Annotated in this window: 11 protein-coding genes; 6 read left to right on the forward strand and 5 right to left on the reverse strand. The window is 35.9% G+C overall.

Features of this window, described 5'->3' with window-relative positions; all coding sequences use genetic code 11:
• Positions 1 to 76 precede the first annotated feature (76 nt).
• The 3 genes from I5M27_RS08620 (at position 77) to I5M27_RS08630 (ending at position 6899) form a co-directional block, all read left to right on the forward strand.
• Positions 77 to 5815 carry a T6SS effector amidase Tae4 family protein gene (locus tag I5M27_RS08620; protein ID WP_200505789.1) on the forward strand — a complete coding sequence of 1913 codons (5739 nt, stop codon included), beginning with the start codon at positions 77 to 79 and terminating at the stop codon, positions 5813 to 5815.
• 9 nt (positions 5816 to 5824) lie between these two features.
• Complete coding sequence (locus I5M27_RS08625; protein ID WP_200505790.1) at positions 5825 to 6304, forward strand: hypothetical protein; 480 nt, start codon at positions 5825 to 5827, stop codon at positions 6302 to 6304.
• A 124-nt stretch (positions 6305 to 6428) separates the two neighbouring features.
• The gene (locus I5M27_RS08630; RefSeq protein ID WP_200505791.1) at positions 6429 to 6899 is read left to right on the forward strand and encodes a lipocalin-like domain-containing protein; all 471 of its coding nucleotides are present in this window, start codon (positions 6429 to 6431) and stop codon (positions 6897 to 6899) included.
• Positions 6900 to 7109: 210 nt separating this feature from the next.
• Here I5M27_RS08630 and I5M27_RS08635 read toward each other — a convergent pair whose 3' ends face one another.
• The 3 genes from I5M27_RS08635 to I5M27_RS08645 form a co-directional block, all read right to left on the reverse strand.
• Complete coding sequence (locus I5M27_RS08635) at positions 7110 to 10736, reverse strand: GEVED domain-containing protein (protein ID WP_200505792.1); 3627 nt, start codon at positions 10734 to 10736, stop codon at positions 7110 to 7112.
• Positions 10737 to 11471: 735 nt separating this feature from the next.
• Entirely contained in the window at positions 11472 to 12617 is a 1146-nt protein-coding gene (locus I5M27_RS08640) for a nucleotidyltransferase domain-containing protein (protein WP_200505793.1), read from the reverse strand.
• Positions 12618 to 12619: 2 nt separating this feature from the next.
• The gene (locus tag I5M27_RS08645) at positions 12620 to 13444 is read right to left on the reverse strand and encodes an SMODS-associated NUDIX domain-containing protein (RefSeq protein WP_200505794.1); all 825 of its coding nucleotides are present in this window, start codon (positions 13442 to 13444) and stop codon (positions 12620 to 12622) included.
• A gap of 286 nt (positions 13445 to 13730) precedes the next feature.
• Here I5M27_RS08645 and I5M27_RS08650 point away from each other — a divergent pair.
• The 3 genes from I5M27_RS08650 to I5M27_RS08660 all read left to right on the forward strand — a co-directional run bounded on the left by I5M27_RS08650 (position 13731) and on the right by I5M27_RS08660 (position 16490).
• Positions 13731 to 15097 (forward strand): IS3 family transposase gene (locus I5M27_RS08650; protein WP_394369082.1). Its coding sequence is split into 2 segments (ribosomal slippage): positions 13731 to 14069 and positions 14072 to 15097, totalling 1365 coding nucleotides; the frame shifts between segments, so codons are not numbered across the junction.
• Between the two features lie 135 nt (positions 15098 to 15232).
• Positions 15233 to 15883 carry a hypothetical protein gene (locus I5M27_RS08655; RefSeq protein ID WP_200505795.1) on the forward strand — a complete coding sequence of 217 codons (651 nt, stop codon included), beginning with the start codon at positions 15233 to 15235 and terminating at the stop codon, positions 15881 to 15883.
• A gap of 1 nt (position 15884) precedes the next feature.
• Entirely contained in the window at positions 15885 to 16490 is a 606-nt protein-coding gene (locus I5M27_RS08660) for an alpha-ketoglutarate-dependent dioxygenase AlkB (protein WP_200505796.1), read from the forward strand.
• A 57-nt stretch (positions 16491 to 16547) separates the two neighbouring features.
• Here the strand turns inward: I5M27_RS08660 and I5M27_RS08665 are convergent, their stop codons facing one another.
• Together I5M27_RS08665 and I5M27_RS08670 are read right to left on the reverse strand one after the other, a co-directional pair.
• Positions 16548 to 17684 (reverse strand): hypothetical protein, encoded by a 1137-nt coding sequence (locus tag I5M27_RS08665; protein WP_200505797.1) that lies wholly within the window; start codon positions 17682 to 17684, stop codon positions 16548 to 16550.
• A 2-nt stretch (positions 17685 to 17686) separates the two neighbouring features.
• The gene (locus tag I5M27_RS08670; protein WP_200505798.1) at positions 17687 to 19648 is read right to left on the reverse strand and encodes an AAA family ATPase; all 1962 of its coding nucleotides are present in this window, start codon (positions 19646 to 19648) and stop codon (positions 17687 to 17689) included.
• Positions 19649 to 19688: the final 40 nt, after the last annotated feature.

Here is a 19688-nt window from a genome sequence, read left to right on the forward strand (position 1 = left end):
AAGAATACAAATTTTCTGTTGTTAAGGATACCATTTTTATTATTCTCTATTCTGGAATATTTTAAAGTATTGTTTTATGAAAAAACTATTAGTGCTAATTATATCGTTTTTTTCAACAATAACTGTCGGCTTTTGTCAGGCTTACGAAGGAACCGTTCCTGATATAGACGAATATAATGCCCTAGTGGAGTTATATAATTCAACAGAGGGGCCAAATTGGAACAATAATAACAATTGGTTAAATGGTACATCTAATACTGATTTTAGTAGTTGGCATGGGTTAACAGTTGACAATGGTGATGTTATTTTCATTGATTTATCAAGCAATAATCTCAATGGCTATTTACCTGACGGTTTACAGAAGCTCCAAAAATTACAATTTCTAATATTAAAGGAAAATAATGTCACTGGAAAGATTCCAGAGTGGATAAAAGAATTTAGAGATCTTAAGAATTTGAATTTAGCGAGCAATACTTTTGATGGCGATATTCCGGAGCAGGTTGGATATTTAGAAAATCTAACTAACCTTAATTTAGGGAATAACAAACTCACTGGTACAATTCCATCTAAAGTAGGTGATTTAGGCGCTTTAGAATTTTTAAATTTAGCTGATAATAGTTTAGAGGGTGAAATTCCGAAAGAAATTGGAAATCTAACATTTCTTCAAGACTTAAATTTATCTGGAAATTCTCTTGTTGGTAAAATTCCCTATCAACTCTTCAATTTAACTAAACTTAAGTATTTTCTTATTAATAATAATCAATTAACTGGCCCTATACCCTCATCTATTTCTAATTTAACTAATCTAATTAATATTAATTTTTCTAATAATCGCTTAAGCGGCATAATACCAACTACAATAGGGAACATACAAACACTAATGTATATAGACCTTGCAGGGAATTACTTCTCTGGTGAGCTACCAATTTCGATTCAACAACTCACTCAGTTAAATTTGCTTGCAATTAATAATAATCAGCTTTCAGCTCTTCCTCACTTAAATAACCTATCAAATAAAAGCTCTATTACTTTACACTTAGGAGGAAATAAAATTGATTTATATGACATAGACCCATATTTTATAAGCCAATCAGCCACTAATTTTGGTGTATTTACATATTCCCCTCAAGATCCTATAGTAAGAACAGAAGTACAAACCTTTACACCTGGGTTATCGGCTAGACTCGAAGTTACTCAGGGGAACAGTAAATTTAATTATCAATGGCAACGGCAAGTAAATAATGCATGGGTAGACATTCCTGGACAAACTTCATACTCTTATCTCATTAATGTTACTTCGTCTAATGACCAAGGCTTATATCGTTGCATGATTTCACATGATTGGGCAACACAGGTAACACATGCAAGTAAAGAGATTTATTTAAAAATTAGACAAAATTCTGTTATTCCTTATGCCCCATATAATCCTTCAGATAATCTAGAAATTTCATGGGTAATGGAAACTACTTTTGATGCAAACGGGAATGAAATAAGCAAAACGAAAGAATTCTCTGATGGCTTTGGGAGACCTATTCAAACCCAATTTAAGGATTTCACGAATGAGCATATCTTAGCAACCCAAACAATTTATGATTCCAGAGGCCGCACTGCAATAACTACTTTGCCAGCACCTATTAATAATGAAGCATTTAATTATAGACCTAATTTTGTAACAGACCTGGCTGGAGGCATATACAACCCAAGTAGCTTTGAAGACTCCAAAGAAACTATGCCTGACCCACTCGGTTCCTCAGCAATAGGAACTTTGGGCTGGTATTATAGCTCAAACAATACATTTGAGCTTTCTACTCCTCAAACTAGCTTTCCGTATTCAAGAACTGCTTACTATGATGGGCCACTTGGCGGTGTAAAAAGTAACACTTTACCAGGAGATTCACATAGGATGGGTTTAGGAAAGGAATTAAAAACGCGGGAAATGCCTATTTTAAGTGAAATGGATCATTATGTAGCGCTACGTTCTCATTTTATTACAAATTCAACTATTCCAAATAATACCCTTTTTTCTAAAGGCACCAAAGTAATTACGATTGATGCCTTAGGTAAAGAAACTATTAGCTTCAAAGACGGGAATGGTAACACTATTGCAACTTGTATTTCTGAATATCTGCCAAATCCATTAAATGTTAGTTTCAATTTAAGTAAACAAGTTGGCTCTTCCTATCCTGAATTTATGGATATACATGTTGCAACTGGCAATTCCCCTTTAATTTCAATTACGGTAACTGGGGTAACGAGTGGTAGCATTAAGTATATAAATGTGATTACTGGCGCTACAGGTACTTCGGCTGTTTCTTCTGGTGGATCTATAAGTTTTTCGTTAGTCCCAGGCTTCTATCGACTAACATCTTTAACTGGCACCCAATCAGTTACTTATCCATTATATTATAGTCAATTCAGTTACAATTATTATGATGATGCTGGAAGACTTGTGGCTTCAGTTGATCCCAAAGGAGTTAATAGAGGCTCTATTGGTTATCCAAATTTTGTTAAATTATATAAATACGGCGCTACTGGTAATCTTTTACAAACTAATAGCAATGATGAAGGTGTTACAGAATTTGTGTATAGAAAAGACGGTAAGCTAAAGTTTTCACAAAGTGCGCAACAAAAATTAGAGAATACTTTTTCTTTTATTAATTATGATAAAGCCGGTAGAATAATAGAAACCGGAAAATATACAACCCTTTTAGTTTTACCACCTTCCCAAACCACATTATTTGAAAGTCAATTAACGACCTCCGTTCCTTCGATCAATAGCGTGTTAGACCCATATCTACTTGAGTTTACTGATTTAGGAGGAGCATTAAATCAGACACATTGTAGCCAAATAACCAGAACGTGGTATGATTTACCTTTCACTGATTCAGAATTGGGAACGCGTACACAACGATTTCTAATTGGCAGGGTATCTAAAACGCAAAATGAAAACGCGACTACCTGGTATAGTTATGATGATCAGGGACGATTAGAGTGGATGATTACTAAAACTGGGCTTGGCACTAAAACATTTGATTATACCTACGATTTTAATGGAAACTTATTACAAGCGGTTTACCAAAAAAATGTTGTGGGGGAGCAATTTTATCATAAGTATACTTATGATGCAGACCGCAGATTAAGCATGGTTCAAACGAGCGGTGATAATACTTATTGGAGAAAACAAGCAACTTATACCTATTACCTGCACGGCCCGCTTAAAAGAGTGGAACTAGGATTTTCATTACAAGGAATTGATTATACCTATACCATTCAGGGTTGGCTTAAATCAATAAATAATGCTGATCCTACCCAAGACCCAGGTAATGATGGCACTAATGGAATAAGGCCGGATCTGTTTGGCATGACCTTGGAATATTTTAGTGGTGATTATACTGCTTCGAGTTATCAGGCGAACAATGTAGCTGCCGGAGGCAATAGGTTTGATGGCTTAATTAGCGCTTCATATTGGCATACTTTAGGGCAACGTCCTATTGGGTATGCTTATACTTACGATAAAAAGAACCAGTTCGAGAATGCCTCTTTTGGAAGTTTAACAGGCAGTATTACTAACAGGCAGTTTACCCCAGATCCGGTTGATGCATTTAAAGAGAAGCCAGAGTATGATTTGAATGGGAATTTAACTTTAATGAAGCGAACTGATAAATTTGGGACTATCAATGCGGGGTTTAATTACGAGTACAGGGCAAATACGAATAGACTAAGCAGTATTTATCAAAACAATGCTCAGATAATGAGTTTTGGCTACGATGCAGAAGGAAAAACGATAAGTGAAAATAATATAAATGGTAACCAGTATTTTACCTATGATGCCTACGGACAGGTTACAGATATTCATCAGGATGCTGGAAGAACCAAGTTATTGCTTAAAATTGATTACGACGACAGAGGGAAACGATTACGGAAACGGAGCTACGATGCAAATGGTACTTTAGCGCTCACAACTTGGTATGTGAATGATGGGAATGGGAATGTAGCAAGTATTTACGAAGAAAAACCAGGAAGTACCCTAAAGCGCACTGAAGTACCGGTTTATGGCTCAAGCCGCATTGGGATGTGGCGGCGAAACCCAGATAATACTTCCTCTTACAATTATGAATTAACCGATCATTTAGGAAGTACGAGGTTGGTATTCCGGGAGCCGTCTACAACTTCACAGACAACCGGTATGGAACCTACTGCCCCCGGAAATGGAGGTGGTGAACAGTCCAGAATGGCACAGGGAGAAGACGAATTTGAAAATGTTGCAACAACCAGACATCTGGATATTGCCCGGGCAAGAACTGGAAGTTATGCGGCGTTGCTGAGTTTAGCGCGGGGAAAACGCGAAGGGCCCGCAAAGAATATTGCAGTTAAGCAAGGTGATAGTATAAGCGTAGAGGCTTTTGGCTATTATGAAACCGCCAAAAAACGTAAGCATTGGCTACCTGAAAGCCTTGCTCCTGCTTTGAGTATTCTGGGTTTAGGGATAGACCAAAAACAGGAAGCAGGTAATGCCTCTCCACAAGGAAGAATAAACCCAGTTATTGGTGCAGGTATTGGCTTTGCTCCGGGTGCAATTTCAAAACGAAAAAAAGAAATGCCTCTGGCTTATCTGCAATTGCAAGTTTATGATGCTGACAGCAATCTAGTTGAAACCAAAAGGGAATTACTAAGCACCGCGGCGACACTTGGTTATGAGCAATTAAGCATAGCTTACAAAGCAGAACAAGATGGTTACGTGCGGATTGCCGTTTTGAATGAAAGCACCGTAGATACCTGGTTTGATGACATGCGTGTAAGTTTTACGGGTATTGAAGTGGTTGAAGAAAACCATATGTACCCATACGGCCAGCAAATGGAGGAAATGAGTTATGTAGTAAATGGCGCTTCAGCTTACCGGCATGGCTTCCAGGGGATGTACGCAGAACGGGATAAAGAAACCGGACTAAATAATTTTGACTTGCGGATGTATAATGGAAGTATTGGCCGGTGGTTAGCACCTGACCCCTACGGACAAAATATTTCTCCTTATACAGGCATGGGTAATAACCCAGTAAACCAAATTGACCCAGATGGTGGCTGGAGCGAGTTAGCATCTATGGCACTTGGAGCTGGAATTGGTGCAGGATTTGGCGTTTATACAGCCTACCAGCATGGCGCTCGGGGTGAGGACTTAGTTTGGGCTGGTGCTTTTGGAGCAGTCGGTGGAGCTATTGCAGGTGGATTTGCACATAATATTGACTATAATAGTATTGGTAACTTCTTTAGTAAAATCGGTAATGAATTTTCCAGTTTAATTGGGAAAAATTCTATAGGACCAATTTTCGCTAATTCCAATGCAAACATTGATTTTATCCTAACTAATACAAATTTAATATATAACATTCAAACAGGAGGTCGAAAATTTCCTTCTTTTAACACCCTTTGGACAAATTACCCCCATGATATTGATGGAGAGCATCAACATCCAAGTTCAAATCCTTTATATCAAAATCAATGCGCAATTAGATTATCTGAAAGTCTAATTAAGTCTGGTGTTTCACTAAAGGGATATCCAAAAGACGATTTAGATGCAGATCATAAGAAATGGGCTCTTACTGCTAATAGACTCAAATATTATTTGTCGAAAAACTTCTTAAACTATGAAAAAAATATTGCGCAAGATGTATTTGAGAAAAAATATTGGAATAAAACTGGAATAATATATATCGCGCCTCCAGAAGGGGGAATAGGACATATAGATATTTTTAATAAAGGAAATACAGGTTCTGGTTATTATGAAGGTAGCAGTATTTGGTTTTGGGAAATTAAATAGAATTCAATTATGATTAATATTATTATTTTATCTGTTCTTTATTTTCAAAGTATTTTCCAGTCAGAATCTATAAATGGATGTTGGTTACCAGAAGAATATGTATTTGCCGCAACCCAGAAACATTCAAATAATATTGAGCAATACCTAAAACCTATTGAAGGATTTGATATTTCAAATAAAGGTTTTTTGATTTTAACTTATAAAGGAGAAGTAAGTCCGATTAAAGTAAAACAAATAACTGACTGTAATAACAGGAAGATATACAAATTGTTAAATTTCAAGTATTACATAAATCAAAAATACAATTCTAAAGCACTAGTCGATAAGTATGAAAAATCAAACTTGTTAATCTTAAAAGATGGTGAAAAATTACTTCTAGAGATTCATTTTGAGGGCCATGTAAAAAAAGTATATTTTGTTGATAAGTATAAAAATTATGAATTTAAAAATATTAGGGAATCTAAGGAAGCTTTAAAAAACTTAAATTAAATTTTTGCCATTAAAATGGCAAAATTTAATGACATAGATTATATCACGTTAGCTGTGGTAATTAAATTGCTTCAAAAAAATGAAAAATAAGGAGTTTTCAATTAATTAATATTAAAACAAGAAGATGAAAAATTTACCTTATAAACTTTTAATATTATTGTCAACTTTCATCTCCTCTTGCCAAGATGAGGATTCCCAGCCTCAAAAACCAAGGCTAACAGGCAAATGGAAAGCAGCATATTTTAAAGAAGCTTTGTATTCATTGCCAGATATGACTCCTTTCCCTGGCAACACATCTGAGCCCTATTTGTATCAGAACGATGCTACTATTGAATTTCGATCTGATAATGTACTTGCTTTTACCTACAAAGATACGTCAGGAAGCTCCGGGCCTGTCTATTGGACTTCAAGCTGTAATTATACACTTAGTGGAAATAAAATAATTTTGAGCAATTTCAACCCAAATGAAGGCTATTTCCGAACAAACTTTTTGTATATAGATTCTCTTACAACAAACCGATTAGTTTTCAGAGATTCAACAGTGTTAAAAGATTTTGGTCAGTTGAAAGTCCGTATTATTACTGCTACTAAATAATCAAAACATTTTTGTCTTATTTACAAGTAAACACAAATGAAGCAACATAATCTTTATCTACTGTTTGGGAGTCAAAACTCCAGCTATATGCTTGATATATAGTTAGAGTTTTATAGTTAAAAAGGATACCATTTTTAATGAAATAAGTTAAGATGAACTTTTCAGCTTTCGTCTTAATTCTATTTAAGCAATAGGTTATAAATACTTTGTTTATTCGATCAATATCTTTTTTATTACACCTATTTCTTCATTATTAATCTTAAGCAGATACATTCCTTTGGGTAAATATTTTAAATCCATTGGAATAAGTCCTCCATTACCCGAGTACATTTTGGTAGCCAAAACCTGCCCAACCATATTTTGTATTTCTAACTGACAGCTACCTTTCAAAACGGTAGGGATTTCAATAGAAAAAGTACCATTACTTGGGTTAGGGTAAACGTTTACCTTTTTAACAAGATCAGTTTTATCATCTTTTATTCCTACCACATTCGTAATCATTTCAATCTTATCCTGAATCATAATAGCATAATCTTCTGCCTGACCAGCTCTTGCAGATCCGCATGGTGATGGATGACTGAAATCCTGATCCAGATCTACAATCCGGAATCTTAGCCACGTATTCCTCACTGCCGTTCTTGGTACTACTATAATAGCTGAGTGTAAGCCTTTATTAAATGTAGAGGCGACTTCTTCAACTGTTCCAGAAAAATTTCCATCATTATTAAAGTCAATAAATGCCTCCATTGTTTCAAAACGGTTGGGATTCGTTTGTACATTTAGTAAAAAGCTACCTGGTGTAGTAACGGCATTAGCTGCACAAGTAAAGTCTTTATATCCTTCAGAAGAATTTCCCGAAGACTGGTTTACATTTAAAAACTGTACGTTTAAAATTCCTTCTCCGAAAATGTTCGAAGGTGACGTTGATACGCAACCGGCTTGAGCATTCGGTGGAGCGATAATAGAAACAATTCTTTTTACCGAATGACAACCAGCTGCATTACATGCTGTAAGCATTACTGCATAATTTCCGGGTCCGGAAAAAGTATGGGTAGGGTTTTGCAGACTTGAACTATTAGCTCCACCCGAAGCATTGTCTCCGAAATCCCAGCTCCAGGTTGTTGCAATGCCAACGGACTGGTCTGTAAATGTAAGCTGTGGATTGCAGGAAGAATAGCTGCTCGGGCTAAAAGATGCAATCGGTTTACCAGCGTTAGGAACAATAATAACAGCATAATCTTCTACCTGGCCGAATACGGATGCATCGCAAGGTCCAATTGCATCGCTTGATACTCGCAAACGTAAAGGAGTATTCAAAACGGTATTCATTGGTACTGTAAAACTGCCGGTATGCACCTTCATCATGCTTGATGTGAAAGCAAGTTCAGTAACTGAATTTAAAGCCCCATCGTTATTAAAATCGATCCACATTTTAACATTGGAATTTTGAAAAGGACCGGTGTTGATAGTTACAGGATAACTAGTCCCTTGCATTAATGTAGTTTGCTGACTGCAAGAGTAATCTTCATATCCGTTTCCAGCGGGCGAGCTGTAATTGATAGTATTAAGGGCAAAGGAATAAATACCCTGTTTATTGCGAGGTGTACGATCATAAGTACCAGGCCGACAGGCAATACTTCGCGGTCCTTGACTACTCAAAATGGTTATATAATCAATTTTTACTATAGAATCGCAACCAAACTCATTACAAACTTTGAGACTTACAGCATATTTTCCTGGACTACTAAAGTTATGGGTTGGATGCTCTAATGTAGAGTTATTTGAGCTCCCCGATGCAGGGTCACCAAAATTCCAGTACCATGTTAATGGAGCGTTTGCGCTACTGTCTGAAAATAAAACAGTATTACTACAAACAGTTTGATTATAGGTTGAGAATAAAGCTGTAGGCGGTTGATTATTTGGAACAATATTAATCGTATAATCCTCCATTTCAACAGATGTAAAATCTACACATGGGACTATAACCCCACCTACTGGCCTGGCTGCTACTCGCATACGAGTTGGGCCAGGCTTAGCATTATTAGGAATTTGAATATTCCTAGTCAAATTGGTTATTCCAGTTCCGTAACAAATTAACTCCCGATAATCATCAAAATCTCCATCCTGGTTAAAGTCAATCCATGCATAAATTTGAGAGTTAAAATGATTAGTTGTACTTGAAAAACTATATGTACTCCCTAATATTACTGCTGTTGATAGGTTCGTGTAATCACCATATGCATTGGGTTCAACAGAAGAATTATTATTCAGAGAATTGAAACTTACATTTAAAATTGCAGCCCCCGAGCTATTCCAATTAGGTATGCAATATTGCGGACAAGGTTTCCGAATATAGATATTTTGCTTCTTAATAAGTGTATCGCATCCATTAACGTTACAGGAAATTAATTTTACGGTATATGCTCCCGTTGCTGTATAAAGATGTAGCGGATTTTGTTGAGTATTAATAATTGAACCATCGCCAAACTCCCATTGCCAGGAAGTTGGGGCATTTTGGCTCTGGTCGGTAAACTGTACTAAGGTATCACAAAGTGTGTTAAAATTGGTTGAAAAAATTGTAATTGGCTTATTGGTATTTGGAAGAATAATTATGGTATAATCTTCAACTTGGCCATTCGTCCTGTTAGCACAAGGGCCATTTGGGGAGCCTTGTGAATCTGTTATTACTCTCATCCTAAGAGGTATATTCTTTAACCCGTTATTCTGTATTACAATAAAGCCGCTCGGATTTACTGTTCCAAGTTTCGTAAAAACAAGTTCATTTGTCGAGAAACTACCATCATTATTATAATCAATGTAAATCCATGAATCCTGTGAGTTATTTGAACCATTTGTAATGGAAACAGAATAAGTATTACTCTCTTGAACAGTAACCGATTTTGTACAGCTAAAATTTTCATATCCTACAGAACCATCGGCCGAAGCATTGGTCATTAAGCCGTTACCAAAATTAAAATTGGTAATGCCATACCCACAACAATAGTTTGTAGTAATTGGAGAGCAACTGGCAGCTACCGGTACATTTGTATGATAATTGATATAATTATTACGGGTTAAAGAATCGCAGCCGTTAGCATTACAGACTTTCAATTTTATGGTATAGGTTCCGGTAGTAGCATAAGTATGGATGGGATTGGCTAAACTAGAAGTAGATCCATCGCCGAAATACCAGAAATAAGAAGTTGCTCCGTTCTGTGTTTGGTTTTGAAACTGCACCGTAGGCGAACAAGTAACCGGATTATTCACCGAAAAAGCAACGGCTGGTTTATTTGTATTCGGTAAAACCGTTATCCCATAATCTTCAACCTGCGAATACTGCGGTGTAGAGCATGGTGTTGGCAAGAGTGAAGAAAAGTTATCGGCCGAAACCCGCAAACGCAACAATGTATTTTTTATTACGGAAGCGCTTACAGGAATGGTGAATGAACCGATATGCACTTTCGCATTTACTGAAGAAAAGATCAATTCTGTAGTATTATCGAAAATGCCATTGTTGTTCATATCCAGCCACACCTTCACATTTTCATTTAGGTTCGGATTGGTAGTAACGGAAATGGTTGTGCTTACGCCTTCCAAAATAGTAGCTTTTTGGGTGCAGGAATAATCCTGATAGCCTGCCGGAGCACCGCCGGTTGTTGGGTAGGAAATACCAGTTGTTCCGCTACCAATAGTCACATTGTAAATGCCCATCCCGAAAGGAAAAGAGGAAGCCGGGGCATTGCCGGGCGTGCAGCTATTAGCTACCGGGCATTGAGCTTTTGAATAAAATGGGTAATAAGCAAGTAAAATGAAAAGACCTACAAGGAATCGTATCATATATTTACTCATTTAAGGTGAGATATGAGTAAATATAAATATTAATTAACACATTGTTAAATAATAACATAAAAAAAACAATCCTCTTTATTAAGCCTTCAAATTCTCTAAGGATGTCAACGTGAATCTTCTTCCCTTATAAATTTACAAATATTAAGAACTTCTATTAATGGAAAAAGGCGTTTAAAGCCGCAAAATCCTTGTGGATAAAGTTCGATATTTCATTCCTTTGGTCTACTAAAAAGGCCTTCAGTTAACTCTGAAGGCCTTTTTTATTTAACTTGCGTACATATTTACGTACTAATTTCAATATCGAGTGGAGTTGAATAATATTAATGTTCTACACCTCCTCCGAGCCATTCTCCTAGAGAGTGCCATACCTCGTAATGATATAGCCATAGTGATGCCCAGCCTACTATAGTATCAGAGATAAGCCTGGCAGGTGTCCACTCTCTTGATTTTGGGTAATACAGACACAAGGAGCCATCTGCGTAAGTATGTTTTATCTTACCGTTCTCCTCCCGTGGAAAAAGTAAAGGGCTGATAACTCTGACTTTAGGTGCTTGGTTTTGAAAATAGGTAATGCTGATAAAGTACAAATCACTTAAAGCTGAAGGTCTGAGATGCCCTTTCGCTTCGAAACCGCCTCTCTTCCACACGACATCCCATTCAGGGAACTTGCAGCGAAATGCTGCATACTGTTGAGTAATTGTGTACTGCCTATGCATTTTATTATCAGCCCCCATAAAAATTATTTCTCCCGATATTGGTTATGCTCACTCCGGAAGCTCCCGTTAAAAGCCCGGTATTCCTTACAAGTCCAATCGATCCACTGTTACGAGCCTTCTCAACGTATAATACTTGCTCTCTTAAAGCGGATAGGCTTACCGTATCTCCGAAAGCAGGCTTTATTATTTCCACAGCCTTATGTATTCCAGCGGGAGAGTGAAGTTGATCCCAAAGCTTTTTAAAATCTCGTGAAAACGATACAAATGCTTTATATAGCTCTGGCTCCTTCTCCCATTTATCACTAAATTTTTCAGCTGGATTGGCTGGGTTGACAATTTCTAATACTTGCCCCTGTAGTAAAGGAACAGCTCTGTTTATTCCATCTATTATTGATCTGATAGCTTGATACTCCGATGTCTGGCCACTATAGAATGTTGCTGCCAAGGTGGTTAAGATAATACTTGACGTTGCTAATTCTGGTTTATCTTGAAAGTAGACGTCTCTATACCTTTTGATAAGCTGAACAGCCTGCTGCAAAGGCTGCTTGAATTGGTATGGAATATTATCAGGTAATTTTTCAACACTTCTTGCTTTTTCTAAGAGAAGCAAATCTTCTTTCACATATTTGGTTTCAAACCATTGCGCATAACCTCTCGGATTGCTGGGTGTCCAGTCCTTTAGAATTCGATCAGGAACCATAATTCTGTTATTGTCATGATTGGCTTCATAGAAACCTGGCAGAATGTCCATGTGAAATTCATTGGCATAATTCAATCTGATGCATCTATTTTTTCTCTCAACCATAGGGGCATAAGTTCCATTTTCTTTTAAGCGCCTTACTATTTCATTTAAAGTGCTTATTGGGTTAAACCTTTCATAGGGTCCTTCAAAATGCAAAACAATATCAAGATCAAACTCACTTCCCGAAAAAGGCTTTACAGTTGTACCTATCCTAAATGAGCCTTGTGGGTAAATATCAAAGGGCACATCTTTGAAAAAACCAGTATCGGTACTTATCCAATCTGATACTGAACGATAACTTCTCTCTGCAGACTCTCTTCTAGTATCATCTAGTTGCAGCGATTCGGCAATGCGGTTCAGCAAGTCATCTATTTGCTGATTAATGGTTTGAGGTATGGAATTGTTATTCATAGTTAATTTAATTTAAAGTCCTTGTTAAAGAGGGTGTTGGTATGCTCAGCTACTGCGAACGGCTTTGCACCATTTGCTCTACCTAGCCTTTTGATTGTATCTTCATCAACCCATTGGTAATTTGAGTTTGCTGTGGGTAAAAGGCTTTTAAGCTCTTGTTGTTGTTTTTCAGTTGGTATTAACTCATAAACTTCATGAATAAGAATTTCTGGACACTGATAGTAAGTGGACCAGTGCAGGTAAAAAGGGTTTTGATGCAAATATCTATAGTTGATATGCGGGAAATTCTCTCTCGATAGGTAGCCTGGTTGGACTAACTCTTCGCAGAACTCCCGCCAGTTCGAAATCTCTCTATCTTGTTTTGATTCGAACCAACTAATGAATTTGTGAAGGTTCTTTCCCATTACCCTTATCCGTAGATCATGCCTACTTGTGTCACAAATGGGTATTTCCTTATCATCTAGGATGTCTAATTGATTGAAAAGCATGGAAGATTCAGGAAGGCACTTATAAACTCCCCCTACAGGCTGCAGTTGATCAATATTTCTACCTTTTACAAGAAGATATTTACCATCCACATATATTTTGAAGAGGTAAGCAACTGATACTCTTATATAAGTATTAGGATAGCGCATTCTGGCAAACAGGCATACCCAAAGTTTATCCTTGAGATCAAGATAAGTTTTGATGACCATGCCGATAATCCCACCAATTCCACCAATAGCTAAGTCGCTTAGGAGGTCTGAGGTTGGTTCGTGTGGAATGAAGGAGCCTCCCCAGATTTTAAATGCTATTAAAATACCAAGTGCGGTAACGTATTTTATCATATATTTAGCTGTTATTATAATCTTGTTTACAGTACAAAAACCGTTAGTATAATTTTTATTGGACTTTAATTAGACTACAAAAAGCGTTACTAACGGTTTTGAGTATATACTTGAAAACTGACTACCTATGGGTTGGAAAGAATTTGAAAATGAGTCCACGGATGATCTCCTTGAAATGATCAAATGGAGAAGTAATGAAGAAGAATGTAAATCTTCAGCACAAAGTGGACTAAATTGACGTAGCGACTTATGTGGGGTTTAGGTTTAAAAAGACCACCTAAATCTCATGAAAATGGAAAAGCAAAAACAGAGCGCCAGCAGTATTGTGCGCGAGATCAAACGCAAAACCCGGCGGGTATTTTCTTCTGAAGAAAAGATCCAGATCGTCCTGGAAGGCTTACGCGGCGAAGACTCTATTGCCGGCCTGTGCCGCAAGCATGGCATCCACGAAAACAACTACTACAACTGGAGCAAAGAATTCCTGGAAGCTGGCAAGAAGCGCCTGAGCGGGGATACCGAGCGCAGTGCATCCACTTCTGAAGTAAAGGATCTCAAGGAAGAGAATATGCAGCTTAAAGACTTGGTAGCCGAACTCTCGATCCAGGTCCGGGTACTTAAAAAAAGTTTGCGCGGCTTAGAATAGGGAAGCGATACCGGAAGTATATGCGCTATTCAGCTGCTGAAAAACTGGAGATCATCCGCCTGGTGGATGGCTCCGACATAGGCGTTACCCGCACGTTAAAAGAACTGGGCATTCATAAAAGCACTTTCTACAACTGGTATGAAAAATACCAGCAATCAGGCCCGGAAGGGTTAATAAACCAGCCTGCAAGTCCGAAACAAGTATGGAACCGCATTCCCAAAAGGGAACGGGAAAAGGTAGTGGAAATAGCCCTGGAGAAGAGCCATTATTCGGCCCGGGAAGTGGCCTGGCACATTACCGACCAATACGGCTATTATATCTCTGAATCGAGCGTTTACCGCATTTTAAGGGAATATGACCTGTTGACTGCTCCGGCCCACATTGTGCTTTCGGCCAGTGATTCCTTCAAGGATAAGACCAGCAGGCCTAACCAGATGTGGCAGACAGATTTTACCTACTTTAAGGTCATTGGCTGGGGCTGGTATTACCTTTCCACCGTACTGGATGACTACAGCCGTTACATCGTTGGCTGGGAGCTTTGCCAGGGAATGAAAGCCGAAGATGCGCAGCGCACGATAGAGAAAGCTATTTTACATGCTGGAGTAGCAAAGGAAAACCGGCCGAAGCTGCTTTGTGACAACGGTAGCAGCTACATTGCCAGTGAGTTTAACAGCTTTTTGAAAGAAGAGAAGATCCAGGTGGTTCACGGAAGGCCGCTGCACCCGCAAACGCAAGGGAAGATCGAACGCTATAACCGCAGCTTAAAGAACGTGGTCAAACTGGAAAACTACTATAGTCCTGAAGAACTGGAAAGGGCCGTAGAAAGCTTTGTAGAGCATTATAATTACCATCGCTACCACGAAGCTATTGACAACCTTACCCCGGCCCAGAAATATTACCACCAGGCAGAAAAGGTGCTCAGGCAGCGCCAAATTACTAAAAAAAGGACGCTGAAAAAACGACGAGAGCAGCACCGGAGAGCAGCTGCAACAAAACAATTAGTGACTTAAAAGCTTTATTAATTTTTTCTTTTTTTAACTTTAAACAAATAAATCAGAACAAGCCAAATCCCACATTAAAAGTTGGCCCTAAAAGTCCACTTTGTTTTGACGACGTACAATTTCACAAAGCAACATATATTGGACATGATCCACAAATCTGACCATAGAGAGTTTTTTTCAAATAACTTATTTGAAAAAAACACGACTATTATTGATGTTGGATGCGGTCCTTTGACTGCAGGCCTTGCCTATGCTGATTTTATTAATAGGGAGAGCAATAACCAAACAAAAGTAACCTATTTTGGAGTAGATATTTCTTCCCAGATTTTAAACAAGGCTAAAGATTTTGCTAGTTCTCCTGTCTTTACACCTGGTTCCAAATTTTCATTTCATAGAAATTGGAATGAGGTATCTCTAAACTTGGAGAATGATCAGCCTATTCTTTTTATTTTTAGTTACTTGTTTGCGAATCTGAACGAAGAACAAACTGATGACTTGGCGAATTTCACTCAAGCTATTATTGATCAATACCAAGCATCAAACCCTATTTTCCTGCTTTTCCAAAATCCTGATGATTATGAAAAAAATAAAATGTTTTACCGATTTAAGAAAAACGTAAGTATTAGCGTTATTGGAGAAGGTAATGACCATGTGCTTTATAGAACCAAAAACTATTCGAACAGTTTCTATGACCCAAGTCAAGAGTTCGTAAAGTATGTTGTAATGGCAAGTCCTTCTACAAATAATAGGTTAATTCTCCATAGTTTTCTAAACGGCCAATTCCCAAATAATTAATATGCAATTAGGCTTTTTCCATACCGAAGAACCAAAAGTAAATCTTCCGGCAATCAATGGGCTTGAATATATGCCAAAGTTTATCTCTAAACCAGAACATGAAAGTTTATTAAAAAAAATAGATTCTGAGCCATGGCTTTTAGATCTTAAAAGAAGAGTACAACATTATGGATATAAGTACGATTATCAAAAGAGATCTATTGATCCAAGTATGAAAGTTGGTGAATTACCAGAGTGGGCTTTGGATATAGGTTCTCGGATGTATAATTATGGGATATTAAGTTTCATGCCAGATCAGGTCATAGTAAATGAGTATGAGCCTTGCCAAGGAATTGCCCAGCATATTGATTGCGAGCCATGCTTTGAAAACACTATTGTTTCTCTTAGTTTGGGTTCTTCCTGTTTAATGGATTTCTACCCTAAGAATGATTTAAAACAAAAAGAGTCTTTACATCTTGAACCTCAGAGTTTACTAGTATTAAGAGGTGAGGCCAGATATAATTGGTTACATGGCATTGCTGGAAGGAAGTCAGATTTAATTAATGGCATTAAACATAGCAGAAAAAGAAGGGTTTCCCTTACCTTCAGGAAAGTAATTTTAATTTAAATACCCCGAAAAACTTAATTAGCCAATAGTAATTTAATATTATACGATAAAATGGATTTAGTATGGAATACCAAATTCTACAGCTATATCTTGATTAATTTTAGAAAAAGGTCTCTTTGACAGATCCTCTTTTTTCATGTAATTTCTATTTAAAAATCTTAAAATATCTTCTCTATTTCGGAAAAGCTTTCCTTCAAAATTAATAATATATTCTTGGATAAGACTTTCATTATATATAAGTGCTGATTGTAACATCTCAACAATTAAATCCTTATGCATTTCAAACAAATCGATAGTCTTAAAAACTTTATGAGTTTGGTTTGCTCTTCTTAAATTTTTTCTTTCACAACCAACTCTGTGAATAAGATCTAAACTAAACCCATCTAAATTTCCATAAAATAATGAGATATAGTCTTTAATTTCTTTTTTTCTAATTCCATCTAAAAGTTTCTTATCTTTTAGTTTAACGGTAAATTTCAAATAATCATCTAAGCCTTCTAAATAGGGATGCAGGTTATTACCTAAAGTAAAAGCAGCATCATGTTTTAAGCCTGAATTACAAATATGACAAGAAGGGATTAAGTTGTAAAAAGAAAGAGCTAAATATGGGTAAGTTGCTTTATCAAAGAAATGATCAAACTCAGGGCGAACTAATCTTTCCTCCCCTTTTGTCAAAGTGAATGTAAAACCTCGGTTACAATAAGGACATACGTTAACATTTACTGCCTCAGCCAGTTTATATGCATCATATTTATAAGGGATACCTGCTTTTACTTTGGACTTACTAATTTTTGGCTTTGTGATAAAAGCATCATAATTAAATACATACCGTATATGATCGCCAAACTTCTTATCCGGATCGCCCTTTTTCATATATTCAATATTTGGATAAACTCCTTTTGATATCCTTGTTTTGACATTAGCTATTACCTTCGATAGCTGTTTAGGGTCACCCTGGATAATTATTTTTAGCCATTTATAATTATCCTTTTTTAAATCTTGAAAAAATTTTTCACATAAAGGGTCACTTGTCAAAGAACTTTTTAACAATTGTATTCTATTATCTATTCTTTTTTTTAATGAAGATTCATTTTTAATTTTTTGGCTGCCTAAAGTAAAACTATTCTCTACTAACCTATTATAATGATTATCTAAGAAAACGTTAGAATTCTTCCCTAAATCAATTTTGAACATCTTTATTTATTTTTTAATACCTTAATATCCCTTTCCAAAGTTGTTAACCTTTCATTAATGTTAATCATATTAATGGAAAGCCGATCCCTTAACATACTTATTAATTTTGCCTTAATTAGAGGCTCTCCAATTAAATTAATAATGGTTTCAATTATATTTTGATTATGATCAATTTCCTTAAAATCTCCATTTAACTGCTCAATAACCCAATTGATCTTTGATTTAGCAAAATCACCAATCGTGCCTTGGTTCATAAAAAAAGAGTCAGATAATAGTGTATGTATATTGGAAGCAAACGTTTGTTTTTTTTCTTCTAAGCTATCTTGTACTTCAGTCTCAAGATTATTCCAACTTCTTTTTAGAAATACTAAATTTGTACTAGGAATATCAGATGCAATTAAAGGAGAATTTGAAGCAAGAATAATATGAATAGTCCTTTTATCTTTAATGTTTGCTGAAGAATATATTAACGGGATAAAATCCAATAAAATTTTAATAAATTGGCGTTGCCAATTTGGATGGAGAAAGTTTTCACCTTCATCAATCATAATAACAACATCTTTTTTAAGTTGTCTATTATTAAATCGTTGATTATCAATTAAGCTATAAAACCTTGAATAAATATTTAAGAGTGCTTTTTCTCCAGAGCTTAATGAACGCCAAGAAAAGTTAAGATAAGGTAACAAGCTAAAAGAAGATTTATAAATATTAAAAAACTTCTGTGCTAAACTAAAATTATCCTTTATTTCTAAGTACAAAAAATAAGTCTTTAAATTATAAGATGCTTGGTAAGAAACCTTTAATTTACCTGATTTAACTGATTGCTCTAAATAGTTGATAAATTTTAGAACACCTGTGGGCCAATCAATAATTTGATCACTAACTTTTATAGGATTACCATTTTTCAGAGATTCAATAATCTCATTTAATAAAGTCTTAATTGTTTCAACCGTATTTTTTTTAATCTTTAATAATTCTTTAATTCTTTTCTGTGATAAACTAATTAACTTTACTCTATCAGAATAAGAGGCTTCCGTTAAAAGATTAATAAATGCTTCCACACTAAAGGCAATAAGAGCCTTTTTATGATATGAAGTTTCTGTATCCTCCTCTTTTCTAGCTAATAATAAAATATCATTTGCTATTTTTTTAAATTCAGGCAAAATGTCTAAATATAGTTTTTCTTCATAAGATGAACTGGCCCCTAAGTACTTTGCTTTAGAACTAATTAATAAAACCTCAGGTAATGGGAATGGGATTACTTTATTAAATTTAGTATTACTAAGGAAATCCAACTGACGTTGCAATTCTTCAGTTTGAAATATTTCTACTTCACTTTTGGCTTGAGATTTATAATCATAGTGACTTTCTTTTACTCGTATTAAATCATTTCTAATTAAAAAATTTGTGGAAATATTATTTAGGCCACTAAGACTTACTTCATCTTTTCCATCAAAAATATTTGAGAAAAATATAAAGCTAGTATTAACAAATTCCTTAATTTGTTCACCATTTCTACCAGGTGAATCTAATTCCTCTCCATTATCACCTGAAGTATACGATTTAATAATAAATCCCTTTTCTTTAAAATTACCCTTTTCAATTTTAAGTATTTTATCGTGGTAAATAATGTTTTTGGAATCAGATGTTCTAAATGCAAATATACAAGTGCTGTTAACCCCTATTTGCCCCTCTAATAGATTTTCCTTAATAAAATCAAAAAAAGAAGTTTTACCGACCCCATTCTCACCTATGATAGCACTAACATCTGATATATTTGCTATTCCATTTTGATCAGACTCATCCCTATGGTTATAGAATCCTTCAAGGTAGAACGGATTATCAGTTATGTTCAAGGATTTTTGATCTTCATCATAGTGAAATCGATAAGGGCCTCCTAAATTGAAAGGTAGATTTTGTATATTATTCCTATATTTTTTGATCCAAACGAAATATAAATGCATAATTAAATTATGTTCCTTTTTCTAATCTATGTTATAGATA

Source organism: Adhaeribacter terrigena (assembly GCF_016623615.1).
Taxonomy (GTDB): domain Bacteria; phylum Bacteroidota; class Bacteroidia; order Cytophagales; family Hymenobacteraceae; genus Adhaeribacter_A; species Adhaeribacter_A terrigena.